This window comes from Kitasatospora sp. NPDC059599, from assembly GCF_042735125.1.
Taxonomy (GTDB): Bacteria; Actinomycetota; Actinomycetes; order Streptomycetales; family Streptomycetaceae; genus Kitasatospora.
Map to the genome: position 1 here is coordinate 105,299 of NZ_JBHWCL010000007.1, position 24,166 is coordinate 129,464.

Here is a 24,166-nt window from a genome sequence, read left to right on the forward strand (position 1 = left end):
GGACGGCGGCCTCCCGGCGGCGGGCGCAGTGGCCTGACCGCCGCAGGGAAGCCGAGATGTGAGCCTAGAAGAACCGTTCGGTTTCCTGCGAGGTGGCCCTGCTCCCAGCGTGCCGGTACCGGGCCCGACCTCGGGCACCCGTCGGGGAACGGCGACGGGCGCACGGCGCGCGGGCCTGGATCGGCGCGCGGGCGCGGTCGCCGGATCGCGCCCATCTCCACCATGGACCCGCCGCCCGACTTCGGCAGCGCAAACCGCCAAGGCACGGCATTTCCACGCCGGATGGGTGACAGCGGCTCAGCCCGCGGTACGAACCGGGAGCACGCGACGGCTCAGGGAAGCCCGACCGGACACCGGGCCTGACTCCGGGGGAACGTCCGGGGAACACCCGCGTGAACACCGGCCGATGGGATGCCCCGACGAGCCCGCCGTGCGCCGTCACCGGACGCAGCGCCGCCTCCCGGGGGCCCTGCAGCCGCCCAAGGCTCCACCGCCACCGGGCGTTCCGCGACCGCACGTGCCGTCGTCGCGGGTACCGCCACCGCGGGACCGGACCGGCCGCCGCCCTCAGGGGCCGTCCCCGACCAGCCCGGCATCGCGTGCCAGCAACGCGGCCTGGACGCGGTTGCCGACGCCGAGCCCGGTCAGGATCCGGCTGACGTGCGCCTTGACGGTGCTCTCCCGCATCCCCAGGGCGCCCGCGATCTCCGCGTTGGAGAGCCCGTCGGCGAGTTCGCGCAACACGTCGGTCTCGCGCGGGGTGAGTCCGGCGACCCGGCCGCGGGCGGCGACCGACCGGGGCGCGCCGACCCTGTGGTACCGGTCGATCAGGCGTCGCGCGGCCGCCGGGTGCAGCATCCCCTGGCCGCCCGCGACGACGTGCACGGCCCGGGCGATGTCGGCGGGCGGGGTGTCCTTGAGCAGGAAGCCGTCGGCCCCGGCGGCGAGCGCTTGGTACACGTACTCGTCCAGGTCGAAGGTGGTGAGCGCGATGACCCGCGGGGCGTCGGGCAGTTCACGCAGTCGACGGGTGGCGGCGATGCCGTCGAGCCGGGGCATCCGGATGTCCATCAGCGCAACGTCGACCCGTCGGCTGCCGGCGATCTCGACGGCCTGGAACCCGTCGGCGGCCTCGGCCACCACGGTCAGCGCCGGGTCCTGGGCCAGCAGGTCGACCAGTCCGAGCCGGACCAGCGCGTCGTCGTCGACCACCATCGTGCGGATCATGCGGTCTCCTCCGGCTGCTGCGTCGGCGGCTTCGGTCGCCGCTCCGGGTGCCTCGGTTGCGTCGCGTGCGTCGGGTGCGTCGGGTGCCGCTTCGGCGGCCCGGGCGGCCCGGGGAGTGCAGGTGGCTCGGACAGCTCGGACAGCTCGGGCACCTCGGGCACCTCGGACACCTCCGACACCTCGAACAGCTCGGGCCCCTCGGCTCGTATCGGCGGCCGCGGACGGCCCGGCGCCGTCCCCGGCGGGCGGCCCGGCCCGGGCAACCGGGCGGAGAGCCGGAAGCCGCCGGTGCCGTCCGGTCCCGCGTCGAGGTCACCGCCGAGCGCGCCGACCCGTTCACTCAGCCCCACCAGGCCGTACCCGCCGCCCGTGCCCCGACCGTCGGACGGCGCCCCGGCCGGACCGTTGCGGACCTCGACCGTGGTCGCCGGCTCCCCGTAGCCGACCCGGACGGTGACCGGCGCGGCCGTCGCGTGCTTGCGGGCGTTGGTCAAGGCCTCCTGGACCAGGCGGTGCACGGCCAGCCGGTGGGTGGTCGGGACGGCCTCCGGGTCCCCGGAGAGGGCCAGTTCGACCCGCTGTCCCGCCTGGGTCGCCTCCCCGACGAGCTCGGCGAGGTCACGCAGGGCGGGTGCCGGGGCGGACCCGGCTCCGCCCGGCGCAAGCGGCTCGCCCCCGCCGTCGGCCCTGTCCGGCGGGTCGGCGCGCAGTACTCCCAGGACGTCGCGCAGGTCGTCGAGCGAGCAGGCGGCGGTGGTGCGCAGCAGTTCGAGCCGGTGGCCGAGCCGGTCCAGGTCGTCGGCGACGGTGCCGGCCCGGGCCTGGTCCCGCAGCACTCCGGCGTGCAGCACCAGCAGGCTGAGACGGTGGGCCAGCACGTCGTGCATCTCCCGGGCGATCCGGGCGCGTTCGGCGGCCCGGGCCTGTTCGGCGCGCAGCTCGCGTTCACGGCGCAGCGCGTCGACCTGCTCGTGCAGGGTGTGGATCAGCACCCGCCTGCCATGCAGCCACAGGCCGACCGACAAGGCGGCGGCCTGGACGAGGAGTTGGGCCCCGGTGGTACCGGCCCAGCCGACCGGCGAATCCGCGCCGGACCCGCTGGCCACCGCGATGACCGCGCCCCCGGCCACCGCCGGGCCGGTCCGGCCGAGGTAGGCGAGGTGGAAGACGCTGAACAGCCCGGGGAAGGCCCGGTCGAACACCCCGGCGGTGAGTACCGGCAGGACGGCGGACGCGACCGGGTAGCGGCGGGCGAGGAACAACGAGAGCGAGGCCAGCGCGACCACGGCCGTACGCGGTGCGCGCAGCGGACCGTCCGCCTGGAGCCACTGCACCACGGCCTCCTCCGCGGCGAGGGCGAGCAGGCCGAGCAGCAGCACCGTGTCGGTCCACGACCGGTGGTCCGGGCCGTACCAGCCGAGCAGGCTCCTGCGCATCGGGCCCCTCCTCCCGTCGGCCCGAAGGCCTTCCGTCCGCCTACGGTCCTCCTGGCGGCGGCTTCCTCCGCCCTGCTGCCGCCAGTCCCCCGCTTCCACCGCTTCCCCCACCCTCCGGTCCTCGTGCTCCTTCTGCCCTCTCTCCTCCTCTTCACCGCATCGGGCTTCGGCCCGTCCCCGACCCGGGGCGAGGAACTCGGGCCCGGGGCTCGGGACTCGGGGTTCGGACTCGGGACTCGGACCCGGGACTCGGGCTCGATGCCAGGTGCGCCCGGCATCGAGCCGCCCCTGTCCTCCGGCCACCCGCACCCTCGACTTTCGTCGGGGGCGCCCGTCACTGACCGGCCGATCCGCGGCGGTCCGGCCCTGCCTAGCGTCGATGACATGACGAACGACCAGCTCGGGCGCCGCCCCGACTCCACCTCTCCGAAGCGGAGTTCATCCTCCGCGGGGGACCATCTGCTGTTCCTCGCCGAGGCCCTGCGCACCTTCCACGACACCGGCGCGCTGGCCCCGAGCGGCCCGGACCTGGTGAACGCCCTGGTCGTACCGGTCCTCAGCCGTCCGAACCGTCCGATCTCGGTGCTGGAGGTCGGCGCCGGCACCGGCGTCGTGACCCGCCGCCTGGTCCGGGTGCTGCGCCCGGGCGACCGGTTGCACGTCGTCGAGGCGAACCCGCGGTTCGCCGACCGGCTGCGGGAGGACCCGGTGCTGGCCGCCCGCCACCCGGGGACCGGGCTGCGCATCTCCGGCTGCCGGGTCGAGGAACTGCCGCACTGCCGGACGGCGGTGGCGGCAGCGGGAGCCGGACCGGAGGAACACGGGGAACGGTATGACGCGATCGTGTCCGGACTGCCGTTCACCAACTTTCACCCCGCGCGGGTGCGCGAGATCCTCGACCTCTACCTGCGGCTGCTGACGCCCGGCGGCGAGCTGACGTACTTCGGGTACCTCGGCACCACGACGGCGCGCACCCTCACCTCGGGGCCCCGCCGGGGCGCCCGTCACCGGGCGGTGGTCCGACTGCTGCGGCAGTTCGAGGCGGCGTACGGGCTCGGCGGGCGCACGGTGTGGCGCAACCTCCCGCCCGCCCGCGCCCACCTCCTCCGCTCCCCGGGCGGGCACGAGGACTGGAGGACGCCCGGGGGAACGGTCACCGCCCGCGGCGCGACGGCCCGGGCCGCGGCGACCGACGGCGCGACGACCGACGGCGCGACGACCGACGGCACCTCAACCGAAGGCGCAGCGACCGAAGGCACCTCAACCACCAGCGCCTCAACCACCAGCGCCGCAACCAACAGCGCCGCAACCGACGGCGCCGCGAGCGAGCCGACGGGCGGGGCGGCCCCCACCGCTCGATGATGGACCGGGGCCGGGCCCGGCTCCGACTCTCCGGCAGTGAGGAGCCGCGATGACCCTCTCGGTCCGCGACGTGGAAGACCGGCACCGCTTCGAAGCGTGGGTGGACGACGAGCTCGCGGGCTTCGCCGAGTACCTGCGCAGCGACCACCTGGTGGTCTACCCGCACACCGTGGTCGAGTCCGCCTTCGAGGGCCGGGGCATCGGCAGCGCGCTCGCCCGCGCGGCACTGGACGACGCCCGCGCCCGCGACCTGCCCGTCCTGGCCACCTGCACGTTCATCAAGGGCTGGATGCTCAGGCACCCCGAGTACACCGACCTCGCGTACGAGAACCGCAGCCGGGTCGCCGACTGATGGCCGACGAACCAACCGGCGAACCGGCAGGCGAACCGGCCGACGGCGGGGAGAGCGCCCGGGAGAGCGCCCACGAGAGCGCCCGGCGGGGCGACCGGGGCGGCGGCGCCCGCACCTACGAGGGTGCGGGCATCGCCGTCAGCTTCGACGCCCGGGTCTGCCGGCACGCCGCCGAGTGCGTGCGCGGCCTGCCGGAGGTGTTCGACACCGGGCGGCGGCCGTGGATCACACCGAACGCGGCGGCGCCCGAGGCCGTCGCCGAGGTGGTGCGGCGCTGCCCCACCGGCGCGCTGCGCTACCGGCGGGCCGACGGCGGCCTTGAGGAGCCGGACCGGCCGACCACGGTGCTGCGGACGGCGGACGGACGGCTGCTGGTACGCGGGGATCTGCGGGTGACGGGCACGGACGGCGAGGTGCGGGACACCCCGCGGGCGATGCTCTGCGGCTGCGGGCTCAGCGGCGGGCAGCCGTACTGCGACCGGTCGGGAGCGTGCCGCGACACCTGACGGATGACGACCAACAGATGACAGCCGACAGATTTCAACTTTCAGATGACAGATGACAGACGACAGCGAACAGATTTTGAAATCTGTTCGCTGTCGTGGCATAGTGACACCCGGGCCACCCTGCCCGCGACGCCGCGCCCCGCCGTCAGTGCCGAGCCGCCACACCACGGCACCGCCGCACTCCCGCGCCGCCCGGCGTCGCACCCGCCCCTTGGACCTCGGAGTCACCCATGTCCTCGAACACCCGCCCCGCGCAGCGCCCGCTCGGCACCACCGGGCTCGTCACCTCGGCCCTCGGCCTCGGCTGCATGGGCATGTCCGACATGTACGGCCCGGCCGACGAGGCCGAGAGCATCGCCACCATCCATGCCGCCCTCGACGCCGGGATCACCCTGCTCGACACCGGTGACTTCTACGGCATGGGCCACAACGAACTGCTGATCCACGAGGCGCTGCGCGACCGCGACCGCGAGAGCGTGCAGATCAGCGTGAAGTTCGGCGCCCAGCGCAGCCCGGACGGCCAGTGGCTCGGCTACGACACGAGCCCTGCCGCCACCAAGACCGCCCTCACCTACACCCTGCGCCGTCTGCGCACCGACTACGTCGACGTCTACCGCCCGGCCCGCCTCGACACGGAGGTCCCGATCGAGGAGACCGTCGGTGCCATCGCCGACCTGGTGAAGGCCGGCTACGTACGCCACATCGGCCTCTCCGAGGTCGGTGCCGAGACCTTGCGCCGCGCCGCCGCCGTCCACCCGATCAGCGACCTGCAGATCGAGTACTCGCTGCTCACCCGCTCGATCGAGGCCTCCGTCCTCCCCGCCGCCCGCGAGCTCGGCATCGGCATCACCGCGTACGGGGTGCTCTCCCGCGGCCTGCTCAGCGGCCACTGGAACCCGGAGCGCGCCCTCGCCGGGACCGACTTCCGCAGCCATAGCCCGCGCTTCCAGGGCGAGAACCTGACGCACAACCTGGCACTGGTCGAGCAGCTGCGCGCGATCGCCGCCGAGAAGGGCGCGAGCGTCGCCCAGGTCGCCATCGCCTGGGTGGTCTCGCGGGGGCAGGACGTCGTCCCGCTGGTCGGCGCCCGCCGCCGGGAGCGCCTCACCGAGGCCCTCGGCGCCCTCGACGTCACCCTGACCGGGGCCGACCTCGCCGCCATCGAGGCCGCCGTCCCGGCCGGCTCCGCCGCAGGTGACCGGTACGCTGCCGCGCAGATGGCCCGTCTGGACAGCGAGCGCTGACCTTCCCGGGCTCTCCTCACGCACGCAGCTCCACCGGCACCTCAGCTCCACGGCGCCTCAGCTCCACAGCGCCTCAGCCCCACAGCACCGCAGCTCCGCAGCACCGCAGCACCAACCGACCGACCGCACGACCCTAAGGACGGACCTCCCCGTGACCACGGACACCACACTCACCGCCGAGCAGATCCTGATCGCGGCGGAGGACGTCCTCCGGCGGTTCGGCCCGGCCAAGGCCACCGTCGTGGACGTCGCCCGGATCCTCGGCGTCAGCCACAGCAGCGTCTACCGCCACTTCCCGAGCAAGGCGGCGCTGCGCGAGGCGGTCACCCAGCGCTGGCTCGACCAGGCGCACCACCAGCTGGCGGCCATCTCCACCGAGGGCGGCCCCGCCGGCGATCGGCTGCACCGCTGGCTGACGACGCTGTTCGCGGCCAAGCGGAAGAAGGCGCTCGACGACCCGGAGCTGTTCGCCACCTACATGGTGCTGGTCGACGAGAACAGCGGCACCGTCGACGCGCACATCGACACCCTGGTCCGGCAGATCGGGCAGATCTTCCAGGACGGCGTGGACGCCAAGGAGTTCAAGCTCGCCCACGTCCAGAACACGGCTCGCGCCGTGTTCGACGCCACCGCCCCGTTCCACGACCCGGCCTACGCGGCCACCTGGTCGTCGCCGGGCGCGGACGACCGCTTCGAGGCCGTGTGGAAGCTCGTCCTCGGCGGCCTCGCGGCCAGGTGAGCCACCCGCACCCTCGGTCGAGGCGCCGGCAGGCGGGCAGAAACCCGGTGGCCGGCGCCTCTGCCGTCCGGCAGACTGCCGCGCACAGTCGGTCTCACTCGGAGGATGACATGCGTGCGGCCGGACCGGTCCTGGACAGCCTGCAGGGGCTCGCCCTCGGCGACGCCTTCGGCGATCGCTGGTTCTCGGTCCCGGTGGACGAGGCGCCCGCCGCACTGGCCGCGCGCCTGACCCGCCCCGCGCCCTGGCACTGGACCGACGACACCGCGATGGCCCTGGTCCTGGTCCGTCACCTGGCCGTCCACGGAGCGGTCCGACAGGACACGTTGGCCGGGGAGTTCGCCGCCGAGTACACGCGCGAGTACGACCGCAAGTACGGCCCGTCGATGCACCGGGTACTGCGCGGCATCGAGGCGGGCGGTGACTGGCGCACCGTCACGGCGGGCCAGTTCGAGGGCCAGGGCTCGTACGGGAACGGTGCCGCGATGCGGGTCGCCCCGCTGGGTGCCTGGTTCGCCGACGACCTGGACGAGGTCGTCCGGCAGGCCGAACTGCAGGCGCTCACCACGCACTTCCACCCGGAGGCGGTCGTCGGCGCGGTGGCGGTGGCCCTCGCGGCCGCGTTCGCCGTCCGGAGCCGGGGCGAAACCCCGCCCGGCCGGGCCGAGTTGCTGACCGAGATCGCCGGACGGCTGCCCGACAGCGACGTCCGGTCCGGCCTGCGGGTCGCTGCCCGGATGCCCGGGCGCACCAGCGTCCGGCACGCCGCCACCGTGCTCGGCTCCGGGGCCCTGATCTCCGCCCCGGACACCGTCCCGTTCGCCCTCTGGTCCGCCGCCGGGCACCCGGACTCGCTGCCCGGGGCGATCTGGCACACCCTGGAGGGCTGGGGCGACCAGGACACCACCTGCGCCATCGCCGCCGGGGTGGTCGCCGCCCGCACCGGGCTCGCCGGTGTCCCGGCCGCCTGGCTGCACGCCCGCGAGGACCTGCCGGGCTGGGTGGCGGAGGTGTCCGCGGACACCGGGCGACGCTCGGACGCCCGAGCGCACGAAGCGGCCGCGGCAGTCACACCGGCCGCGGCAGCCGGGCCGACCGGGGCAGCCACACCGACCGCGGCAGCCACACCGGCCGGTCAGCGCCGGACGATGCGGACGAGCACGCCGTAGAGGAACAGCAGCACCACCGCGCCGCCGATCGCCGACACCCAGGTCGTCAGGTCGAGGAAGCTCACCTTCACCGTCCCGTGCATCCAGTGCGAGACGATCCAGGTGCCGACGTAGGAGCCGGTGATGCCGATCAGGGTGGTGCCGATCAGACCCCGCTCGCCCTTGCCCGGCATCGCCATCCTGGCCAAGGTCCCCGACACCAGGCCCAGCACGATCCACGCCATCCAGCTCATCAGTCGCCCCTCGCGTCATCGGCGTGACGGTCCCGTCGAGACTCCGGGCCCGGTCCGAAGGACGCGGGAGGGCGCCGCTTGGTTTCCGGCGCCCGTGAGGAACGACGCGAACCGGCCACCCGGCCGGCCTCGTGAGCCGGCGAATCCGCACCGTTCCTCGCGTCCCGGGCAGTTCCTCGCAGCGTCTCGCAGCTCCGCCCGCCTCCTCGCGACGCCTCGCGACGTCTTCCGGCTCCTCCTAGCGGCGCGAGTTGCCGAACAGCAGCCGGTAGGCGATCAGCAGCACCAGGGCGCCGCCGATCGCCGACACCCAGGTCGCCCCGTCGAAGAAGTGCGCGTTGATCGACCGGTGCATGAAGTGCGACGCGATCCAACCGCCGACGAAGGACCCGGCGATGCCGATCAGAGTGGTCACGATCAGGCCGCCCGGGTCCTTGCCCGGCAGCAACAGCTTGGCCAGCGCTCCCGCGACCAGGCCCAGCACGATCCACGCGACGATGCCCATCCGTCCGTCCTTCCTGTCCACCGACGAGACGGCCCCGTTCCGTCCGCTCTGCCCCGAAGGACGCCGCCGCCCGCCGCCCGGTTCCGACGCCGCCGCGCGGAGCACCCGAAACCGGCCGCCGCCCCCTTTCCCGCCGTGCGTGGCGTCCTTCCGGCGAGCCGCCGGCGCCGGAATACTGCGGCCATGCGCATCCTGATCGCCACCGCCGGGTCCCGCGGCGACGTGGCTCCCTTCACCGGGCTCGGGGTCCGCCTGCGGGCGGCCGGCCACCAGGTGGCCGTCGCCACCCACACCACCTTCGCCGAATCCGTACGGTCGGCGGGGCTGGAGTTCCGCCCGCTGCCGGTCGACCCGCGCGCCGAACTCGCCTCCGACCGGGGGCAGCGGCTGTTGCAGGCCGACAGCGGCCCTGCAACAGTCCTCCGACTCCTGCGACTTGGCCGGAAGTTCATGCCCGCGCTGGGGGACGGGATCGTCGAAGCCGTCGCCCTCGGCACCGACCTCCTGCTGACCACCGGCACCACCAGCGCGCTCGGTCAGGTCGCCGCCGAGGCGGCCGGCCTTCCCACCATCGGGCTGTTCCTCCAACCCATCTCCCCCACTCGGGAGTTCGCGCCCGCCGTCACCGGCACGCGATCGCTCTCCAAGCCCGGCAACCTGCTCGCCGGCCACACCGTCCAGACCGCGACCGACCAGCTGTTCGCCCCGGCCGTCCGCGGACTGCGCCGCCGGCTCGGCCTGCCGTCGCGCCGCATCTCCCGGGCCCGACGCGACCACCCGGTCCTGCACGGCTTCTCACCGACGGTCGTCCCCCGCCCGGCCGACTGGCACCCCCGGCTGGACGTGGCGGGCTACTGGTGGCCGGCCGCCCGGCCGGACTGGCAACCCCCGGACCGGCTCGTCGACTTCCTGGCCGCCGGGCCGCCCCCGGTCTTCGTCGGCTTCGGCAGCCTGGTCGTCCCGGACCCCGAGCGGCTCAGCGCCACCGTCCTCGCCGCCGCCCGCGCCGCCCGGGTGCGCCTCCTTCTGCAGGAGGGCTGGAGCGGCCTGACCGCCGAGGACTCGGATACCGTCCTGACCATCGGCGACACCCCGCACGACTGGCTGTTCCCCCGCACGGCCGCCGTGGTCCACCACGCCGGAGCCGGCACCACGGCGGCCGCCCTCCGCTCCGGCACCCCCACCGTGCCCGTGCCCGCCCAACTGGACGCCCCCTTCTGGTCCGCGCGGCTCACCGCCCTCGGCGTCTCCCCCGGCCCCGTCCCGCTGCGCGCCCTCACCGCCGCCCGCCTCGCCACCGCCCTCCGCCGCACTCTCGACACCCCCCACTACCGCACCCGGGCCCGCGTCCTCGCCGCCGCCCTCACCACCGAGGACGGCGCCGCGAAGGTCCTCACGGCCGTCGAGCGTGCGGCGGCGAGCCGGTGACGGGCCGACACCGCGGTGAGCGCCGACAGCGGTGAGCGCCGCCCCGCCGCCCTTCGACCGCTACCGCCCGGCCGGCACCTTCCGCCGCCGCCCGCCACCCCCGGCCTCGGGCCTCCGGCCGAGGCCGAGCAGGACGTAGAGGGTCGCCGAGGACGCGAGGCCGACGGCCCAGCCGTAGTCGGCGAGCGGCTTGAGGAGGGGGACGAGGCCGTCGGCCGGGAAGGGGCCCTGTTCGACCCCGTGGGCGTCGACGGTGGAGTAGGAGCCGCCGACCGCCAGCAGGCCGCCCACCAGCAGCGCCGCGACGGCACGCCGGTTCCAGCCGCCCGCGTACCAGTACGTCCCGCCCGGCCGGTAGAGCTCGGCGAGTTCGAGCCGGGTGCGGCGCAGCAGCCAGTAGTCGGCGATCAGGACGCCGGCGACCGTTCCGAGCAGGCCGCCGACGACGCCCAGCCAGGTGTAGATGTAGACGTGCGGGTCGGAGATCAGCCGCCACGGGAAGATCGCGATGCCCACGACGCCCGTGATCAGGGCCCCGGTGCGGAAGTTGACGAACCGGGGCAGCAGGTTGGCGAGGTCGTAGGCCGGCGAGACGACGTTGGCGGCGATGTTCACCGACAGGGTCGCGACCAGGACGGTCAGCAGTGCGAACAGGATGCCGGCCGGGTTCTCCATCTTCGCGGCGAGCTGGATCGGGTCCCACACCGGTTCGCCGTACACGGCCTGGGAGCCGGAGGTGACGAGCACGGACAGCAGCGCGAAGAACGTCATCGTGGTCGGCAACCCGAGCGCCTGGCCGCGGATCTGGGCCCGCTGGCTGCCGCCGAAGCGGGTGAAGTCAGGGATGTTGAGCGAGAGGGTGGACCAGAAGCCGATCATGCCCATCAGTGCCGGGAAGAAGACCTTCCAGAAGTCGCGGCCCCACCCCAGCGCGGACGGCTGGTCGAGCAGCGGCCCGAACCCGCCCGCCTTGACGGTGATCCACACCAGCAGGGCGAGCGCGCCGACGATGACGAACGGCGCCGCCCAGTTCTCGAAGCGGCGCAGCGCCTCCATGCCGCGGGCGATGACGGCCATCTCGATCAGCCAGAACAGCAGGAAGGAGAGCCACTGGGTCCACGGGTAGCCGGCGAACTCGCCCGCGGTGCGCCAGGATTCGCCGAGCAGCTTGCCGGCGAGCAGGAAGATGCCCTCCCCGCCGATCCAGGTCTGGATGCCGAACCAGGCGCAGGCGACCGCCGCCCGCAGGAGCGCGGGCAGGTTGGCGCCGCGCAGGCCGAACGAGGCCCGGGCGAAGACCGGGAAGGGGATGCCGTACTTGGTGCCCGCGTGCCCGGTGAGCAGCATCGGGACGAGCACGATCAGGTTGGCGAGTGCGATGGTCAGCACCGCCTGCTTCCAGTCCATGCCGATCGCGACCAGGCCGGAGGCCAGCGTCCAGGAGGGGATGTTGTGGGCCATGCCGACCCAGAGTGCGAGGAAGTTGTAGGTGGTCCAGGTGCGCCGTGCCACCGGGACCGGTATCAGGTCGTCGCTGGTGAAGCCGTTGGCTGGCAACTCCCCGACGGACGGGTCGAGTTCGACCCGTCCGTCGGGGTGCTGCCACTGTCCGCCGCCGCCGGTCGCGGTGTCGGCCATGGGCAACTCCCGTCTGCTGCAGCTGGGATCGCTCGGGGATCACAAGTGCGGGATGACGTCCGTCCCGTAGGCGTCGATGGTGGACTCGATCGCGTCGTGCATCGCGTAGACGGCGAACTGGTGGACGCCGAGCGAGCGGAGTTCCGCCAGCCGGGCACGCTGCACCTCGGCCGGGCCGATCAGGCAGAAGCGGTCCACGATCTCGTCCGGGACGAAGGCCGTGTCCGGGTTCCCGGCGCGGCCGTGGTGGCTGTAGTCGTAGCCCTGCCGGCCCTTGATGTAGTCGGTGAGCGCCTCCGGCACCAGGTCGGAGTGCTCGCCGTAGTGGGTGACCAGGTCGGCGACGTGGTTGCCGACCATCCCGCCGAACCAGCGGCACTGTTCCCGGGCGTGGGCGAGCGCGGCGGGCGAGTCGTCGGCGGTGACGTAGGCGGGTGCGGCGACGCAGATGGTGACCGAGTCGGGGTCCCGGCCCGCCTCGACGGCGGCGGCCCGCACCGCCTTGACCATGAACTCGGTGAGGTAGGGGTCGGCCAGTTGCAGGATGAACCCGTCCGCCTGCCGGCCGGTCAGGGCCAGCGCCTTCGGGCCGTACGCGCCCATCCAGATCGGCAGCGACGCACCGGGGCCGACCCACGGCAGGTGCATCTCGGTGCCGTCCACCTCGACGGTGCGCCCTTCCGCCAACTCCTTGACGGCGTGCATGGCTTCGGAGAGCCGGGCGAGGGTGGCCGGGCGGCGTCCGGCGACCCGCATGGCGGAGTCGCCGCGGCCGATCCCGCAGACCGTGCGGTTGCCGTACATGTCGTTGAGCGTGGCGAACAGGGAGGCGGTGACCTCCCAGGTGCGGGTCGAGGGGTTGGTGACCATCGAGCCGACCGTCAGCCGCTCGGTCTCGGCGAGGATGCGGCTGTAGATGACGAAGGGCTCCTGCCACAGGACGCAGGAGTCGAAGGTCCAGCCGTGGCTGAACCCGGCGCGTTCGGCACGGATCATCCGGTCGATGAGGGTGCGGGCGGGCGGGTCGGTCTGCAGGACGAGGCCGATGTCCATGGGTGGCTCCAGGAAAGGGGGGACCGCCGCCCGGCCCGCCGGTCGGGCCCGGGCGGCGGCTGGTCGACTAAGGGGACGTGCGGGTTCAGACCAGGTACTGGCAGGTGTCGCGGCGCAGGAAGGTGCCGTGTCCGGCCCGGCCGAGCCAGGTGCCGTCGTCCAGCACGACGGTGCCGCGCGAGAGCACGGTGCGCGCCCGGCCGGTGAGCCGGCGGCCCTCGTACGCGGAGTAGTCCACGTTCATGTGGTGGGTCGCGGCGGAGACGGTCTGCACCGCGGTGGGGTCGTAGACGACGAGGTCGGCGTCGGCGCCCGGCGCGATGGTGCCCTTGCGCGGGTGCAGCCCGAACATCCGGGCGGGCGTGGTGCAGGCGATCTCGATCCAGCGGCGCCGGCTGATGTGCCCGTCCACCACGGCCTGGTGGAGCAGGTCCATCCGGTTCTCGACCCCCGGGAGGCCGTTGGGGATCTTCGAGAAGTCCCCGCGCCCGAGTTCCTTCTGCCCGACGAAGCAGAACGGGCAGTGGTCGGTGGAGACCACCTGGAGGTCGTTGGTGCGCAGCCCGCGCCAGAGCGCCTCTTGGTGCTCGCGCGGCCGCAGCGGCGTGCTGCACACGTACTTGGCGCCCTCGAAGCCGTCGGCGCCCTCCTCGGCGAGGTTGTCGGTGGAGAGGAAGAGGTACTGCGGGCAGGTCTCGCCGAAGACGTTGAGGCCGGCGTCGCGTGCCCGGGTGAGTTCGGCGAGGGCGGAGGCGGCGGAGACGTGCACCACGTAGAGCGGGCTGCCGGCGACCTGGGCGAGCTTGATCGCCCGGTGGGTGGCCTCGGCTTCCAGCAGTTCGCGGCGGACCTCGCCGTGGTACCGCGGGTCGGTCTTCCCGGCGGCGAGCGCCTGCTCGACCAGGACGTCGATGGCGATGCCGTTCTCGGCGTGCATCATGATCAGCCCGCCGTTGGCGGCGCCGCGCTGCATGGCCCGCAGGATGCGTCCGTCGTCGCTGTAGAAGACGCCGGGGTAGGCCATGAAGAGCTTGAAGGAGGTGGACTCGCCGGAGTCGACGAGGGTGTCCATCTCCTTCAGCACGCCGTCGTTGACGTCGGAGACGATGGTGTGGAAGGCGTAGTCGACGGCGCAGTTGCCGTCGGCCTTGGCGTGCCAGGTGTCCAGGCCCTCGCGCAGCGAGCCGCCGACCGGCTGGACGGCGAAGTCCACGATGGTGGTGGTGCCGCCCCAGGCGGCGGCCCGGGTGCCGGTCTCGAAGGTGTCGGAGGCCGCGGTGCCGCCGAACGGCAGTTCCATGTGGGTGTGGGCGTCGACGCCGCCCGGGACGACGTAGTGGCCGGTGGCGTCGATGACGGTGTCGGCGGTCCAGGCCCCGGCGGCGGAGCTGCCGGTGGTGGCGAGGGCGGCGACGCGCTCGCCCTCGATCAGGACGTCGGCACGGAGTTCGTCGGTGGCCGTGATGACGAGGCCGCCGCGGACGATCGTGCGCTGGTGCGGGTCGCGGGTGGTCATCGCGCTGCTCCTCAGGCCTCGGCCAGTGGTCCGTAGGCGTCGGGGCGGCGGTCGCGGTAGAACGCCCACTGCTGGCGGACCTGTTCGATCAGGCCGAGGTCGAGGTCGCGGACGACCAGTTCCTCCTCCTTGTCGGAGGCGACGTCGCCGACGAACTGGCCGCGCGGGTCCACGAAGTACGAGGTGCCGTAGAAGTCGTTGTCGCCGTACTCCTCGGTGCCGACCCGGTTGATGGCGGCGACGAAGTACTCGTTGGCGACGGCGGCGGCGGGCTGTTCGAGCTGCCACAGGTAGGCGGACAGGCCGCGGCTGGTGGCGGAGGGGTTGTAGACGATCTGCGCGCCGGCCAGGCCCAGGGCGCGCCAGCCCTCGGGGAAGTGGCGGTCGTAGCAGATGTAGACCCCGACCTTGCCGACGGCGGTGTCGAACACCGGCCAGCCGAGGTTGCCGGGCTTGAAGTAGTACTTCTCCCAGAAGCCCTTGACCTGCGGGATGTGGTGCTTGCGGTACTTGCCGAGGTAGCTGCCGTCGGCGTCGATCACGGCGGCGGTGTTGTAGTAGACGCCGGCCTGTTCCTCCTCGTAGACCGGGACGACGACGACCAGCCCGAGTTCGCGGGCGAGGTCCTGCATCCGGCGCACGGTCGGGCCGTCCGGGACGGCCTCGGCCCAGCGGTAGTGCTCGGGCTCCTGGACCTGGCAGAAGTAGGGCGAGTTGAAGACCTCCTGGAATCCGATGATCTTCGCGCCCTGGGCGGCGGCCTCCCGGGCGTACCGCTCGTGGAGCGCGATCATGCTCTCCTGGTCGCCGGTCCAACGGGTCTGGACGAGCGCGGCACGGACGATCTGCGACATGGGTACCTCCGCAACTCCGCGGCCCGGCCGTGCGGTCGGGGCCCGCGGTCCGATGGTTGACGGGGCGGGTCTGACCCGCGGGTCCGCTCGGGGATCCGCGGGGGTCTACGTGCGTAGAAAGCGATCTGTAGACGGTAGGCCGGGCCTTGGTGGCCTGACAATACGTCGGCGGAAACGCGTCTGGGGCGATCCTGTTGCGCGGACACGCGGACGGTCCTGGGTGGGATGAAAGGCTCATCTACCCCGTACGTAGCCTCCTTACTCATTCGAGTGAAACCGGGCACCCGGGGTGCGGATCCGGCCAGCACGGGGTAGGAGCCGCGTCGAGACCGTCGTGGATCACTGCGGACCGTCAGTCCTCGGTGGTTTCATACGAGTTCGGCGGCCCGGCCACGGGGGATCGGAGCGGCCGCACGGGGGTGACGGATGACAGTGGAGTCGAACTCCGCGGCGGACACGACGCGTGAGGCGCCGGGCACGACGCGCGAGGCAGCCGGGGGCAGCCCGGCGGGGCGGCCGCCCGCCCTGCCTGCCTGGGCCGGTCTGCTGCTGGCCGTCGGCACGCTGCTGCCGGTGGTCCTCGGTGCGGCGCTGTTCCGCCGCCTGGCTCCGAGCGTGCGGGACGTCGCCCTCCAACTGGCCGGGTCCCGTGCGGCCGCCGAGGCCGTGGTCGGCGGCCGCCCCGGCGACTACCTGGCCGCGCTGCGCGCCGACGGCTGGCTGATCGGCGGGTACGGGCTGACCCTGGTGGCCGCCGCGCTGCTCGGCGGGTACGTGCTCGGGGGCGGGTTACGCCGGCCGCCGGCGCTCGCGGTCGGCGGCGCCGGCCTGCTCGCCGCCTGCTGCGACCTCGGCGAGGACGCACTCCTGCGCGACGGGCTCAACGGCCTCTCCACCACGGCGTCCGACGCCCCCTTCGCGGTCGCCACCGCGCTCGCCACCGTCAAGTGGCTGCTGCTCCTGCCCGCCGGGGCGGTCGCGGTGGGCATCGTGGCGGTGACCGCCGCCCGGGCGGTGCGCGGGCTGCTGCCGGCCCGGACCGGCGGCGCCGCGGCCGTCGACGGAGTCCCGGCCGCCGACGGGGGCGCGAGCGAGGGCACCGCCGACCGCCCGGCGCTGATCCCGCCCTGGCCGGTGGCCACCCGGCACGGCGAGCCGGCGCCGCGCCCGCACCTGCCGCCCTCGAAGGCCACACCGGCCCCGGCGCTCACACCGGCCACACCGACCCCACCGGCCCCGGCACTCACAGTGGCCCCACCAGCCCCACAGGCCGGACCCGACCGGCACGCCCACTGGCGCGACGCCGCCCGGGTGCCGCCCGGCCGGGAGCCCGCCGAACTCGGCTTCTGCGTCTCGGGCGGCGGGATCCGCTCGGCCTGCGTCACGCTCGGCGCGCTCCAGTCGCTGCGGCCCTGGCTGAAGCGGGCCAGGTACCTCGTCTCCGTCTCGGGCGGCGGCTACACCGTCGGCGCGCTGCAGCTCGCGCTCAGCGACTCCGCGCCCGACAGCCCGGTGCACGCCGTCTCCGGCCTGACGGCCGACACCGTGATGGAGCCCGGTTCCCCGGAGGAGGACCACCTCCGCCGGCACGGCAAGTACCTCGCCGACGGCGCCGGGCAGTGGCTGGTCGCCCTCGGGACGCTGCTGCGCGGCGTGCTGTCCGCGCTCACCCTGCTGCTGGCGGCCGTCCTGACGCTCGGTCTCGCGCTGAGCCGCTTCTACCACGCCGTCCCGCTCACCGACCTGGGCCGGCTGGCGGCGGCCGGCCTGCGCCACCCGGGCGCCGTGCCGGGTGCGCTGGAGTTCCGGGCGCCCGCGCTCGCCGCCGTCGGCGCGCTGCCGGCGGCGGCCGCCGGGTGCTGGCTGCTGTGGCTGCTGGCCTTCCCGTCGCTCGGCTGGCAGGCGGTGCTGCCGCGCGCCCTGCGCCGGCTCAACCTCGCCGCGCTCGGGCTGGCCGGCCTGCTGGCCGTCGGCGTGCTGGCGGTCCCCGGGCTGGCCTGGGGGGCGGTGCGGCTCCAGCAGTCCCTGGCGGCCGGCCCGCAGCTGACCGGTGCCGGTCTCAGCCTGACCGTGGTGCTCAGCTACCTGGCACTGCTGCTCGGCATCCTCTGGCGCGACCGCCGGACGGTCGGCCGGGGCGCCTCCGCCCTCGGCGGGGCGCTGCGCGACACCGGCCGGGCCGGTGGCGGCCTGACCTCCACCCTCACCCAGTACCTGGTGGTGTGGGCGGCCGCGCTGGCACTGACGACGGGCGCGCTGCTGGCCCTCGGCTGGGCGGTCGCCACCGGGTACGCCTGGCCGGCGGCCTTCCAGGTGCTGCTGCCGCTGGTGCTCGGCGCGGTCGGGCTCAACCTCGACCAGACCTGGATGAGCCTGCACCCGTTCTACCGGCAGCGGCTGGCCTCGGCGTTCGCGGTCCGCCGGGCCACCGACGGCGGCCGGTCCCTGGCCCGCCCGTACGACTTCTTCCGCGAGCGGACCCGGCTCAGCCACTACGGGGCCCGGCACCCGGACTTCCCCCAGGTGATCTTCTCGGCGGCGGCCAACCTGTCCGGCAACTCCCGTACGCCGCCGGGCCGTCGGGCGGTGTCCTTCTCGCTCTCGTTCGACTACGTGGGCGGCCCGGACGTCGGATACGCGCGCACCGACCTGCTGGAGCGGCGCACCCGGCGGCACATCGCCCGGGACCTCACCGTCCAGTCGGCGATGGCCGTCTCCGGGGCCGCGTTCTCCTCCGCGATGGGCCGTGAATCCCGGGTCTACCAGGGGCTGTTCGCGGTGACCAACGCGCGCCTCGGCACCTGGCTGCCCAATCCCTCGGTGCTCGGCCCGGACTGGTCCGGCAGCCGGGACTGGCGCCGCCCCGCGCAACCCGCCGTCCGCCGGCTCCCGTACCAACTGCGGGAGCTGACCGGGCGGTTCCCGGCCGACGACCGGTTCCTGCTCACCACCGACGGCGGTCACTACGAGAACCTCGGCCTGGTCGAGCTGCTGCGGCACCGGGTGCGCACGGCGGTCTGCGTCGACTCCAGCGGCGACGCGGGCCACGCCTCCGCCCTCGCCGCCGCGATCACCCTGGCCCGCGAGGAACTGGGCGTGGAGATCACCCTGCACGAGCCGGACCTGCTGGTCCCGGGCAGCGCCGCCGAGGAGCAGCCCTCCGGACCGGACGGCCCCGACGACGGGCGGCCGCCGTTGCGGGGGCTCGCCGCGCAGTTGTCCGCCCGGCTGTCGGCCCGGGCGGTCATCACCGGCGACATCCGCTACCCGGACCTGGACGGCGACACGCCCGAGGCCGATCGCCGCGGCACCCTGATCGTCCTCAAGGCCGCGCTCACCCCCGACCTGCCCTACGAGCTGCACGCGTACGCCACGGAGAACCGGGCCTTCCCGAACGACGCCACCAGCGACCAGTGGTTCGACCACCGGCAGTTCGACGCCTACCAGACCCTCGGCCGCCACCTCGGCGACCGGGCCGCACCGGTGATCGAGCAGGCCCTGAACACCGGGGCAGCCGTCCCGGCCGCCGCAGCCGGGCCCGCCGCTGCGGTGCCCGGGCAGCCACCCGGCGGTGCCGGGTCTTCGCCGTCCGCCGCCGGCACGGCCCCACCGGCGCCGCGCCGCCCCGCCGAGGGGTAGCCGGCCCGGCCGTCCGCGGTGTCGCGGCGCCACCGGGCGGCGGCGCGGCACCGTGAACGGACGCCGGCGGGCCCGCGGACCGGCTTGACTTCCTCCGGTTCGCTCGGGAAGGATCCGGCGCATGGACTCCGGCACCACTCTGGTCTGCCGCCTGCACGTCGATCTGCGACGCCAGGCGAGTTCCATCTGTGCCTGTTGACCTTGACTTCCCCCGCCGGTCCCGCCCTGTGACGTCTGCCAGGGCCCGCGCCGCGCACCCGCACCCGCAGTTCTGACCCCGCCCCGGCGCACCCCGTGCGGCGTGCCGGGCCGCTCCGCCGGCCCGCGCCCGCCACCGTCCGCCGGACCGGACACCCCTGCCGACGTTCCGCGCACCCGAGGACGCCTTGATGAGTCCGCACACCCGTACGGCCACCGCCTCCGAGAGCCCGACGCCCGCTCCCCCCGGGGCCGGAGCCCGGGCCCCGCTCACCCCCGGCACCCTCCGGACCATCGTCCGTGACCTGGCCGAGCAGCCCGACCGGTGGATCCAGCACGTCCGGCTCTCCACCGAGGAGCGCTGGTACCGGCGCCTGGTGGCCGAGGACGACCACGAGGTGTGGCTGATCAGCTGGCTGCCGGGCCAGTCCACCGGTTTCCACGACCACGGCGGCTCGCGCGGCGCCTTCACCGTCGCCCTCGGCGAGCTGGAGGAGCTGTCCCTCGGCGGCCCGGACCAGGGCCTGCTGATCCGCCGGGTCCCGGCGGGCACCGCCCGGGCCTTCGGCCCCGAGTACGTGCACGACGTGCGCAACACCGCGTCCGGGCCCGCCGTCACCCTGCACGCCTACTCGCCCCCGCTGAGCTCGATGGCGCACTACGACCTGCGGGCCGGAGGGCTCGTCCGCACCTCGGAGGAAGGACCGGAGCAATGGTGACCACGATCGACGACCTGGTGGAGCGGGCCCGCGAGGGGGTCCACCGCCCGCGCGCCCGGGAGGCCTACCAGGCCCAGCTGGACGGCGCGCTGCTGGTGGACATCCGTCCGGCGGCGCAGCGGGCGGCCGAGGGCGAGATCCCGGGCTCGCTGATCATCGAGCGCAACGTCCTGGAGTGGCGACTCGACCCGACGGGCAGTCACCGCATCCCCGAGGCCTCGGGCCACGACGTCGAGGTGATCGTGGTCTGCTCGGAGGGCTACGCCTCCAGCCTGGCCGCCGCCTCGCTCCGCGAGCTGGGGTTGCACCGGGCGACCGACCTGGACGGCGGGTTCGTCGGCTGGGCGGCATCCGGCCTGCCGACCCGTCAGGGCGGCTGAACCGAAGCCTTCGACGGGGCCGGGAGGGGAGGCGTCACCGCCGACGGGAGGTGACGCCGACTCGGCCGGGAGGCGCCCATCAGCTCGGCCGCGACCGGTCCGGCGGCACGCGCCCGGCGGTAAATCAGAGACAGGAGATGACGCAGGTCATAGTCTGATCGGAGTTTCGGCCGGTCCGAACCTGGGCAGCCACGCGGGCGGAAGAACGCCCGGGCGGTTGGTACGACAAGCGCCACCACCACCGATCCGCACCGCCGTTTGTCGACAAACCACCAACAATCGAACGACCGACCGACACAGGCGCCGCCTCCCCGGGGCGCCCTGACGAGGAAACACCCCGTGATCAGATTCGAGAGCGCCGGAAAGCGCCACCCCGACGGCACAGTCGCCGTCGAGGGCCTGGACCTTGAGGTCCCGACCGGTCGGATAACCGTCCTGGTCGGACCGTCCGGCTGCGGCAAGACCACCCTGCTGCGCATGGTCAACCGGATGGTCGAGCCCACCTCGGGCCGGGTCCTGCTGGACGGCACCGACGTCGCGGAGCTGGAACCAGCCAAGCTGCGCCGCGGCATCGGGTACGTGATCCAGCAGGCCGGGCTGTTCCCGCACCGCAAGGTGATCGACAACATCGCCACCGTCCCCCACCTGCTCGGTTGGGACCGCAAGAAGGCCCGCGCGCGGGCCGCCGAACTGCTCGAACTGGTCGGGCTCGCGCCCGAGACCGCCAAGCGGTACCCGTTCCAGCTGTCCGGCGGCCAGCAGCAACGGGTCGGCGTCGCGCGCGCCCTGGCCGCCGACCCGCCGGTGCTGCTGATGGACGAGCCGTTCAGCGCCGTCGACCCCGTGGTGCGCGCCGGACTCCAGGAGGAGCTGCTGCGGCTGCAGTCCGAGCTGCGCAAGACGGTGCTGTTCGTCACCCACGACATCGAGGAGGCCGTCCGGCTCGGCGACCAGGTGGTGGTGCTGCGCGAACAGGGCCGGATCGCCCAGCTGGCCGACCCGCACACCCTGCTCACCACCCCCGCCGACGACGGCGTGGCCGCCTTCCTCGGCCGCGACCGCGGCCTGCGCGGCCTCGGGCTGCGCCCCGCGAGCACCATCACGCTGCGCCCGGTCGGCGACGCGCCCAAGGCCGGACCCGGCACCGGACTCAAGGACGTCGCCGACGCCGGGCTGACGAACGGCATCGACAACGGGCCCCCGGACGGACTCAGGTACGGCGGCTGGGAGTTGGCCCTGGACGACGAGCGCCGCCCGATCGGGTGGATCGACCGCGACGCCGTCACCGCCGAACTGCACCCGGCCGCCGCCTTCCGGCCGGACACCGACACCCTGCGCACCGCGCTGGACGCCGCCGTCCTCTCCCCCGCCGGAGTCGCGGTCGCACTGGACGCCGAGGGTCGGGCCACCGGCACCGCGAGCCGCGAGGCCGTCCTCGCCGCGCTCCGGCCCGGAGCAGCCGCGCCCGTTCGGACCGCCGGACCCACCGGCGCCGGACCCTCCGACGGCGGGCCCTCCATGGACGGGTATTCCGACGGCGCCACCCCGGACGGAGTCCCCGGTGGACGATGAACCGATCGTCCGCTGGTACTGGATCGGGGACCACCTCGGCTACCTCGGCCACCTGCTCGCCGACCACGCCGTGATCGCCCTCGTCCCCGTGCTCGTCGGCCTACTGCTGGCCGTGCCGCTCGGCCTGGCCTGCGCCCGCTTCCCCCGGCTCTACCAGCCACTGTCCGCCGTCTTCAACATCGTCTACGCGCTGCCCTCGCTGGCCGTGTTCGTGGTGCTGATCCCGTACACCGGGCTCGCCACCCAGGCGACCGTGATGATCCCGCTCACCTTCTACGCCCTGGCCGTCCTGCTGCCGACCACCGTGGACGGGCTGCGGGCCGTCCCGGACGCCGTCCGGCAGGCCGCCACCGCGATGGGCTACGGGCCGTGGCACCGGCTGACGTCGGTCGAACTGCCGGCGGCCGTCCCGTACCTGATCGCCGGGCTGAGGGTGGCGGCGGTGTCCAGCATCTCGCTGGCGAGCGTCGGCGCGCTGGTCGGGCGCGGCGGGCTCGGGTACCTCTTCATCGACGGCTTCCAGCGCACCTTCCCGACCCCGATCGTGGCCGGCATCGCGCTGATCGCGGTCCTCGCACTGGCCGTGGACCTGCTGCTGGTGGGCGCCCGGCGGGTGCTCGCGCCCTGGGCCGTCCGGGAGAAGGGGGCGGGCTCGTGAACTGGCTGACCTGGCTCGGTGACTTCTTCACCGCCGCGGACCACCGCAGCGGCCCGGACTCGATAGCGCACCGGGTCTCCGAGCACATGCTGCTCTCCGGCGAAGCCCTGCTGTTCGCGGCGCTGCTCGCCGTCCCGCTCGGGCTGCTGATCGGCTACACCGGGCGCGGCGTCACCGTGGTGACCGCGATGGCCGGCGCCGCCCGCGCCCTGCCCACCCTCGGCCTGGTGACGCTGGCGGTGCTGTTCGCCGGGGTCGGCGACACCGCGGTCCTGATCCCGCTGGTCGCGCTGGCCGCGCCGCCGCTGCTGGTGGCCTCCGTCGAGGGGGTGCGCGGCACCGACCCGGACGTCCGGGACGCCGCGCGCGGCATCGGCCTGACCCACTCCCAGGTGCTGCGGCAGGTCTGCCTTCCCGCGGCCGCGCCGACCCTGCTGGCGGGCTTCCGCACCGCGACCGTCCAGGTGATCGCGACCGCCACGGTGGCCGCCTACGTCGGACTGGGCGGGCTCGGCCGCTACGTCATCGACGGGCTGGCGACCCGCAAGTACGCCGTGACCGTCGGCGGGGCGCTGCTGGTGGTGCTGCTCGCGGTCGCCGCCCAGCTGTTCTTCGCCTTGCTCGCCCGGTTCGCGCTCCCGCCCGGGGTGCGCGCCCAGCACCGGGCCCGCTGAACTCCTCTCCCCATCCTCTCCGGAAGGACATCTGTCACCATGTCGACAATGAAGCGAGGCCGGCGCGCGGTCGTCCTCGGCACGCTCGCCGCACTCGCGCTCGGCGCCACCGCCTGCGGCTCCTCCGGCGGCGACCCGCTCGGCGGGGGTCCGAGCGCATCGACCGGGTCGGGCGGCTCGGGAGGCCCCGCCTCGGGCGGCGGATCCGGGTCGACCGTGGTCGTCGGCTCGGCGAACTTCCCGGAGAACGTCCTGCTCGGCTCGATCTACTCACAGGCCCTCAAGGCCAAGGGCGTCAAGGTCGAGGAGAAGTTCAACATCGGCAGCCGCGAGGTCCTCTACGGGCAGCTGCAGAGCGGCAACCTCACCGTCCTGCCCGAGTACAACGGCGCCCTGCTGGCCTACCTGGACGCCAAGTCCACCGCCGTCAGCACCCAGGACGTCAACGCGGCGCTCGCCACGACGCTGCCCGCCGCGCTGGGGATCCTCGACTCCTCCCCCGCCGAGGACAAGGACTCGCTCAGCGTCTCCCAGGAGACCGCCGACAAGTACAACCTCAAGACCATCTCCGACCTGGCCGCCAAGGCCGGCGAGCTCACCATCGGCGGTCCGCCGGAGTTCAAGTCCCGCCGCGAGCAGCAGTTCAAGGACGTCTACGGGCTGACCTTCAAGGAGTGGAAGCCCACCGCCGACACCACCGCGAACGCGCTCAAGGACGGCGGCGTCCAGGTCGGCAACGTGTTCACCACCGACCCGAAGATCGTCCAGTACAAGCTCGTCGCGCTGGCCGACCCGAAGAACGTCTTCGGTGCGCAGAACATCACCCCGCTGGTCAACAAGTCGGGCGTGGACGCCACGGCGACGGCGGCGCTCAACGCGGTGTCGGCCAAGCTCGACACGGCGGGGCTGACGGCGCTGATGAAGCGCGTCGCGGTGGACAAGGAGGACCCGTCGGCGGTGGCCAAGGACTGGCTGAAGTCCAACGGCCTCGGCTGACGGCTCGTACGGCGGCACGCCGACACGGACTGCCGGCGGCGGACGGCGGCCCGGGAGGAGTCCTCCCG

The 24,166-nt window shown here is 74.1% G+C and carries 23 protein-coding genes; 15 read left to right on the forward strand and 8 right to left on the reverse strand.

The features are described 5' to 3' along the window. Window positions 1-567 precede the first annotated feature (567 nt). Window positions 568-1,227 carry a response regulator gene (locus ACFV04_RS04510; RefSeq protein WP_380526728.1) on the reverse strand — a complete coding sequence of 220 codons (660 nt, stop codon included), beginning with the start codon at window positions 1,225-1,227 and terminating at the stop codon, window positions 568-570. Continuing rightward, window positions 1,224-2,663, reverse strand: coding sequence for a histidine kinase (locus ACFV04_RS04515; RefSeq protein ID WP_380526730.1), 1,440 nt, complete (start codon window positions 2,661-2,663; stop codon window positions 1,224-1,226). The genes ACFV04_RS04510 and ACFV04_RS04515 overlap by 4 nt, the downstream gene beginning before the upstream one ends. A 384-nt stretch (window positions 2,664-3,047) precedes the next feature. On the opposite strand from ACFV04_RS04515, the gene ACFV04_RS04520 reads away from it, so the two are divergent. From ACFV04_RS04520 to ACFV04_RS04545, 6 genes are all read left to right on the forward strand, one after another. Next, window positions 3,048-4,025 (forward strand): class I SAM-dependent methyltransferase, encoded by a 978-nt coding sequence (locus ACFV04_RS04520; RefSeq protein WP_380526732.1) that lies wholly within the window; start codon window positions 3,048-3,050, stop codon window positions 4,023-4,025. A 49-nt stretch (window positions 4,026-4,074) separates the two neighbouring features. Next, window positions 4,075-4,377, forward strand: a complete 303-nt coding sequence (locus tag ACFV04_RS04525; RefSeq protein ID WP_380526734.1) for a GNAT family N-acetyltransferase — start codon at window positions 4,075-4,077, stop codon at window positions 4,375-4,377. After that, window positions 4,377-4,883: a (4Fe-4S)-binding protein gene (locus ACFV04_RS04530; protein ID WP_380526736.1), complete on the forward strand. Its 507-nt coding sequence runs from the start codon at window positions 4,377-4,379 to the stop codon at window positions 4,881-4,883. The genes ACFV04_RS04525 and ACFV04_RS04530 overlap by 1 nt, the downstream gene beginning before the upstream one ends. 230 nt (window positions 4,884-5,113) lie before the next feature. Beyond that, window positions 5,114-6,127, forward strand: a complete 1,014-nt coding sequence (locus ACFV04_RS04535; protein WP_380526738.1) for an aldo/keto reductase — start codon at window positions 5,114-5,116, stop codon at window positions 6,125-6,127. Window positions 6,128-6,278: 151 nt separating this feature from the next. Beyond that, complete coding sequence (locus tag ACFV04_RS04540; RefSeq protein ID WP_380526740.1) at window positions 6,279-6,866, forward strand: TetR family transcriptional regulator; 588 nt, start codon at window positions 6,279-6,281, stop codon at window positions 6,864-6,866. Window positions 6,867-6,976: 110 nt separating this feature from the next. Beyond that, on the forward strand, window positions 6,977-8,035 hold the full coding sequence (locus ACFV04_RS04545; RefSeq protein ID WP_380526742.1) for an ADP-ribosylglycohydrolase family protein: 1,059 nt from the start codon (window positions 6,977-6,979) through the stop codon (window positions 8,033-8,035). On the opposite strand, the gene ACFV04_RS04550 is transcribed toward ACFV04_RS04545, so the two are convergent. Beyond that, window positions 8,002-8,268, reverse strand: a complete 267-nt coding sequence (locus ACFV04_RS04550; protein WP_360250549.1) for a GlsB/YeaQ/YmgE family stress response membrane protein — start codon at window positions 8,266-8,268, stop codon at window positions 8,002-8,004. The two genes, ACFV04_RS04545 and ACFV04_RS04550, sit on opposite strands and share 34 nt — an antisense overlap. 238 nt (window positions 8,269-8,506) lie before the next feature. Further along, window positions 8,507-8,773 carry a GlsB/YeaQ/YmgE family stress response membrane protein gene (locus tag ACFV04_RS04555; RefSeq protein ID WP_360250552.1) on the reverse strand — a complete coding sequence of 89 codons (267 nt, stop codon included), beginning with the start codon at window positions 8,771-8,773 and terminating at the stop codon, window positions 8,507-8,509. 183 nt (window positions 8,774-8,956) lie between these two features. On the opposite strand from ACFV04_RS04555, the gene ACFV04_RS04560 reads away from it, so the two are divergent. Next, window positions 8,957-10,201 carry a glycosyltransferase gene (locus ACFV04_RS04560; RefSeq protein WP_380526744.1) on the forward strand — a complete coding sequence of 415 codons (1,245 nt, stop codon included), beginning with the start codon at window positions 8,957-8,959 and terminating at the stop codon, window positions 10,199-10,201. Between the two features lie 60 nt (window positions 10,202-10,261). On the opposite strand, the gene ACFV04_RS04565 is transcribed toward ACFV04_RS04560, so the two are convergent. The 4 genes from ACFV04_RS04565 to ACFV04_RS04580 all read right to left on the reverse strand — a co-directional run bounded on the left by ACFV04_RS04565 (window position 10,262) and on the right by ACFV04_RS04580 (window position 15,262). After that, a complete protein-coding gene (locus tag ACFV04_RS04565; protein WP_380526746.1) occupies window positions 10,262-11,839 on the reverse strand; it encodes an NCS1 family nucleobase:cation symporter-1 in 1,578 nt (525 codons plus the stop codon). Window positions 11,840-11,878: 39 nt separating this feature from the next. Further along, on the reverse strand, window positions 11,879-12,892 hold the full coding sequence (locus ACFV04_RS04570; protein WP_380348581.1) for a TIGR03842 family LLM class F420-dependent oxidoreductase: 1,014 nt from the start codon (window positions 12,890-12,892) through the stop codon (window positions 11,879-11,881). Between the two features lie 85 nt (window positions 12,893-12,977). Beyond that, on the reverse strand, window positions 12,978-14,408 hold the full coding sequence (gene hydA / locus ACFV04_RS04575) for a dihydropyrimidinase (protein WP_380526748.1): 1,431 nt from the start codon (window positions 14,406-14,408) through the stop codon (window positions 12,978-12,980). Window positions 14,409-14,419: 11 nt separating this feature from the next. Continuing rightward, on the reverse strand, window positions 14,420-15,262 hold the full coding sequence (locus ACFV04_RS04580) for a nitrilase-related carbon-nitrogen hydrolase (protein ID WP_360251349.1): 843 nt from the start codon (window positions 15,260-15,262) through the stop codon (window positions 14,420-14,422). Between the two features lie 426 nt (window positions 15,263-15,688). Here ACFV04_RS04580 and ACFV04_RS04585 point away from each other — a divergent pair, with 426 nt between their 5' ends. The 8 genes from ACFV04_RS04585 to ACFV04_RS04620 all read left to right on the forward strand — a co-directional run bounded on the left by ACFV04_RS04585 (window position 15,689) and on the right by ACFV04_RS04620 (window position 24,098). Beyond that, window positions 15,689-18,901 carry a hypothetical protein gene (locus ACFV04_RS04585; RefSeq protein WP_380526751.1) on the forward strand — a complete coding sequence of 1,071 codons (3,213 nt, stop codon included), beginning with the start codon at window positions 15,689-15,691 and terminating at the stop codon, window positions 18,899-18,901. Window positions 18,902-19,022: 121 nt separating this feature from the next. Further along, entirely contained in the window at window positions 19,023-19,100 is a 78-nt protein-coding gene (locus ACFV04_RS04590) for a putative leader peptide (RefSeq protein ID WP_101948289.1), read from the forward strand. A 190-nt stretch (window positions 19,101-19,290) separates the two neighbouring features. Next, window positions 19,291-19,818 (forward strand): cysteine dioxygenase, encoded by a 528-nt coding sequence (locus ACFV04_RS04595; RefSeq protein WP_380526753.1) that lies wholly within the window; start codon window positions 19,291-19,293, stop codon window positions 19,816-19,818. Next, window positions 19,812-20,198, forward strand: coding sequence for a rhodanese-like domain-containing protein (locus ACFV04_RS04600; protein ID WP_380348572.1), 387 nt, complete (start codon window positions 19,812-19,814; stop codon window positions 20,196-20,198). Before ACFV04_RS04595 ends, ACFV04_RS04600 begins: the two co-directional genes overlap by 7 nt. A 339-nt stretch (window positions 20,199-20,537) precedes the next feature. Next, window positions 20,538-21,770 carry an ABC transporter ATP-binding protein gene (locus ACFV04_RS04605; protein ID WP_380526755.1) on the forward strand — a complete coding sequence of 411 codons (1,233 nt, stop codon included), beginning with the start codon at window positions 20,538-20,540 and terminating at the stop codon, window positions 21,768-21,770. After that, entirely contained in the window at window positions 21,760-22,428 is a 669-nt protein-coding gene (locus ACFV04_RS04610) for an ABC transporter permease (RefSeq protein ID WP_380348568.1), read from the forward strand. Before ACFV04_RS04605 ends, ACFV04_RS04610 begins: the two co-directional genes overlap by 11 nt. Then, the gene (locus tag ACFV04_RS04615; RefSeq protein ID WP_380526757.1) at window positions 22,425-23,102 is read left to right on the forward strand and encodes an ABC transporter permease; all 678 of its coding nucleotides are present in this window, start codon (window positions 22,425-22,427) and stop codon (window positions 23,100-23,102) included. Before ACFV04_RS04610 ends, ACFV04_RS04615 begins: the two co-directional genes overlap by 4 nt. A gap of 39 nt (window positions 23,103-23,141) precedes the next feature. Continuing rightward, window positions 23,142-24,098, forward strand: a complete 957-nt coding sequence (locus ACFV04_RS04620) for an ABC transporter substrate-binding protein (RefSeq protein ID WP_380526759.1) — start codon at window positions 23,142-23,144, stop codon at window positions 24,096-24,098. Window positions 24,099-24,166: the final 68 nt, after the last annotated feature.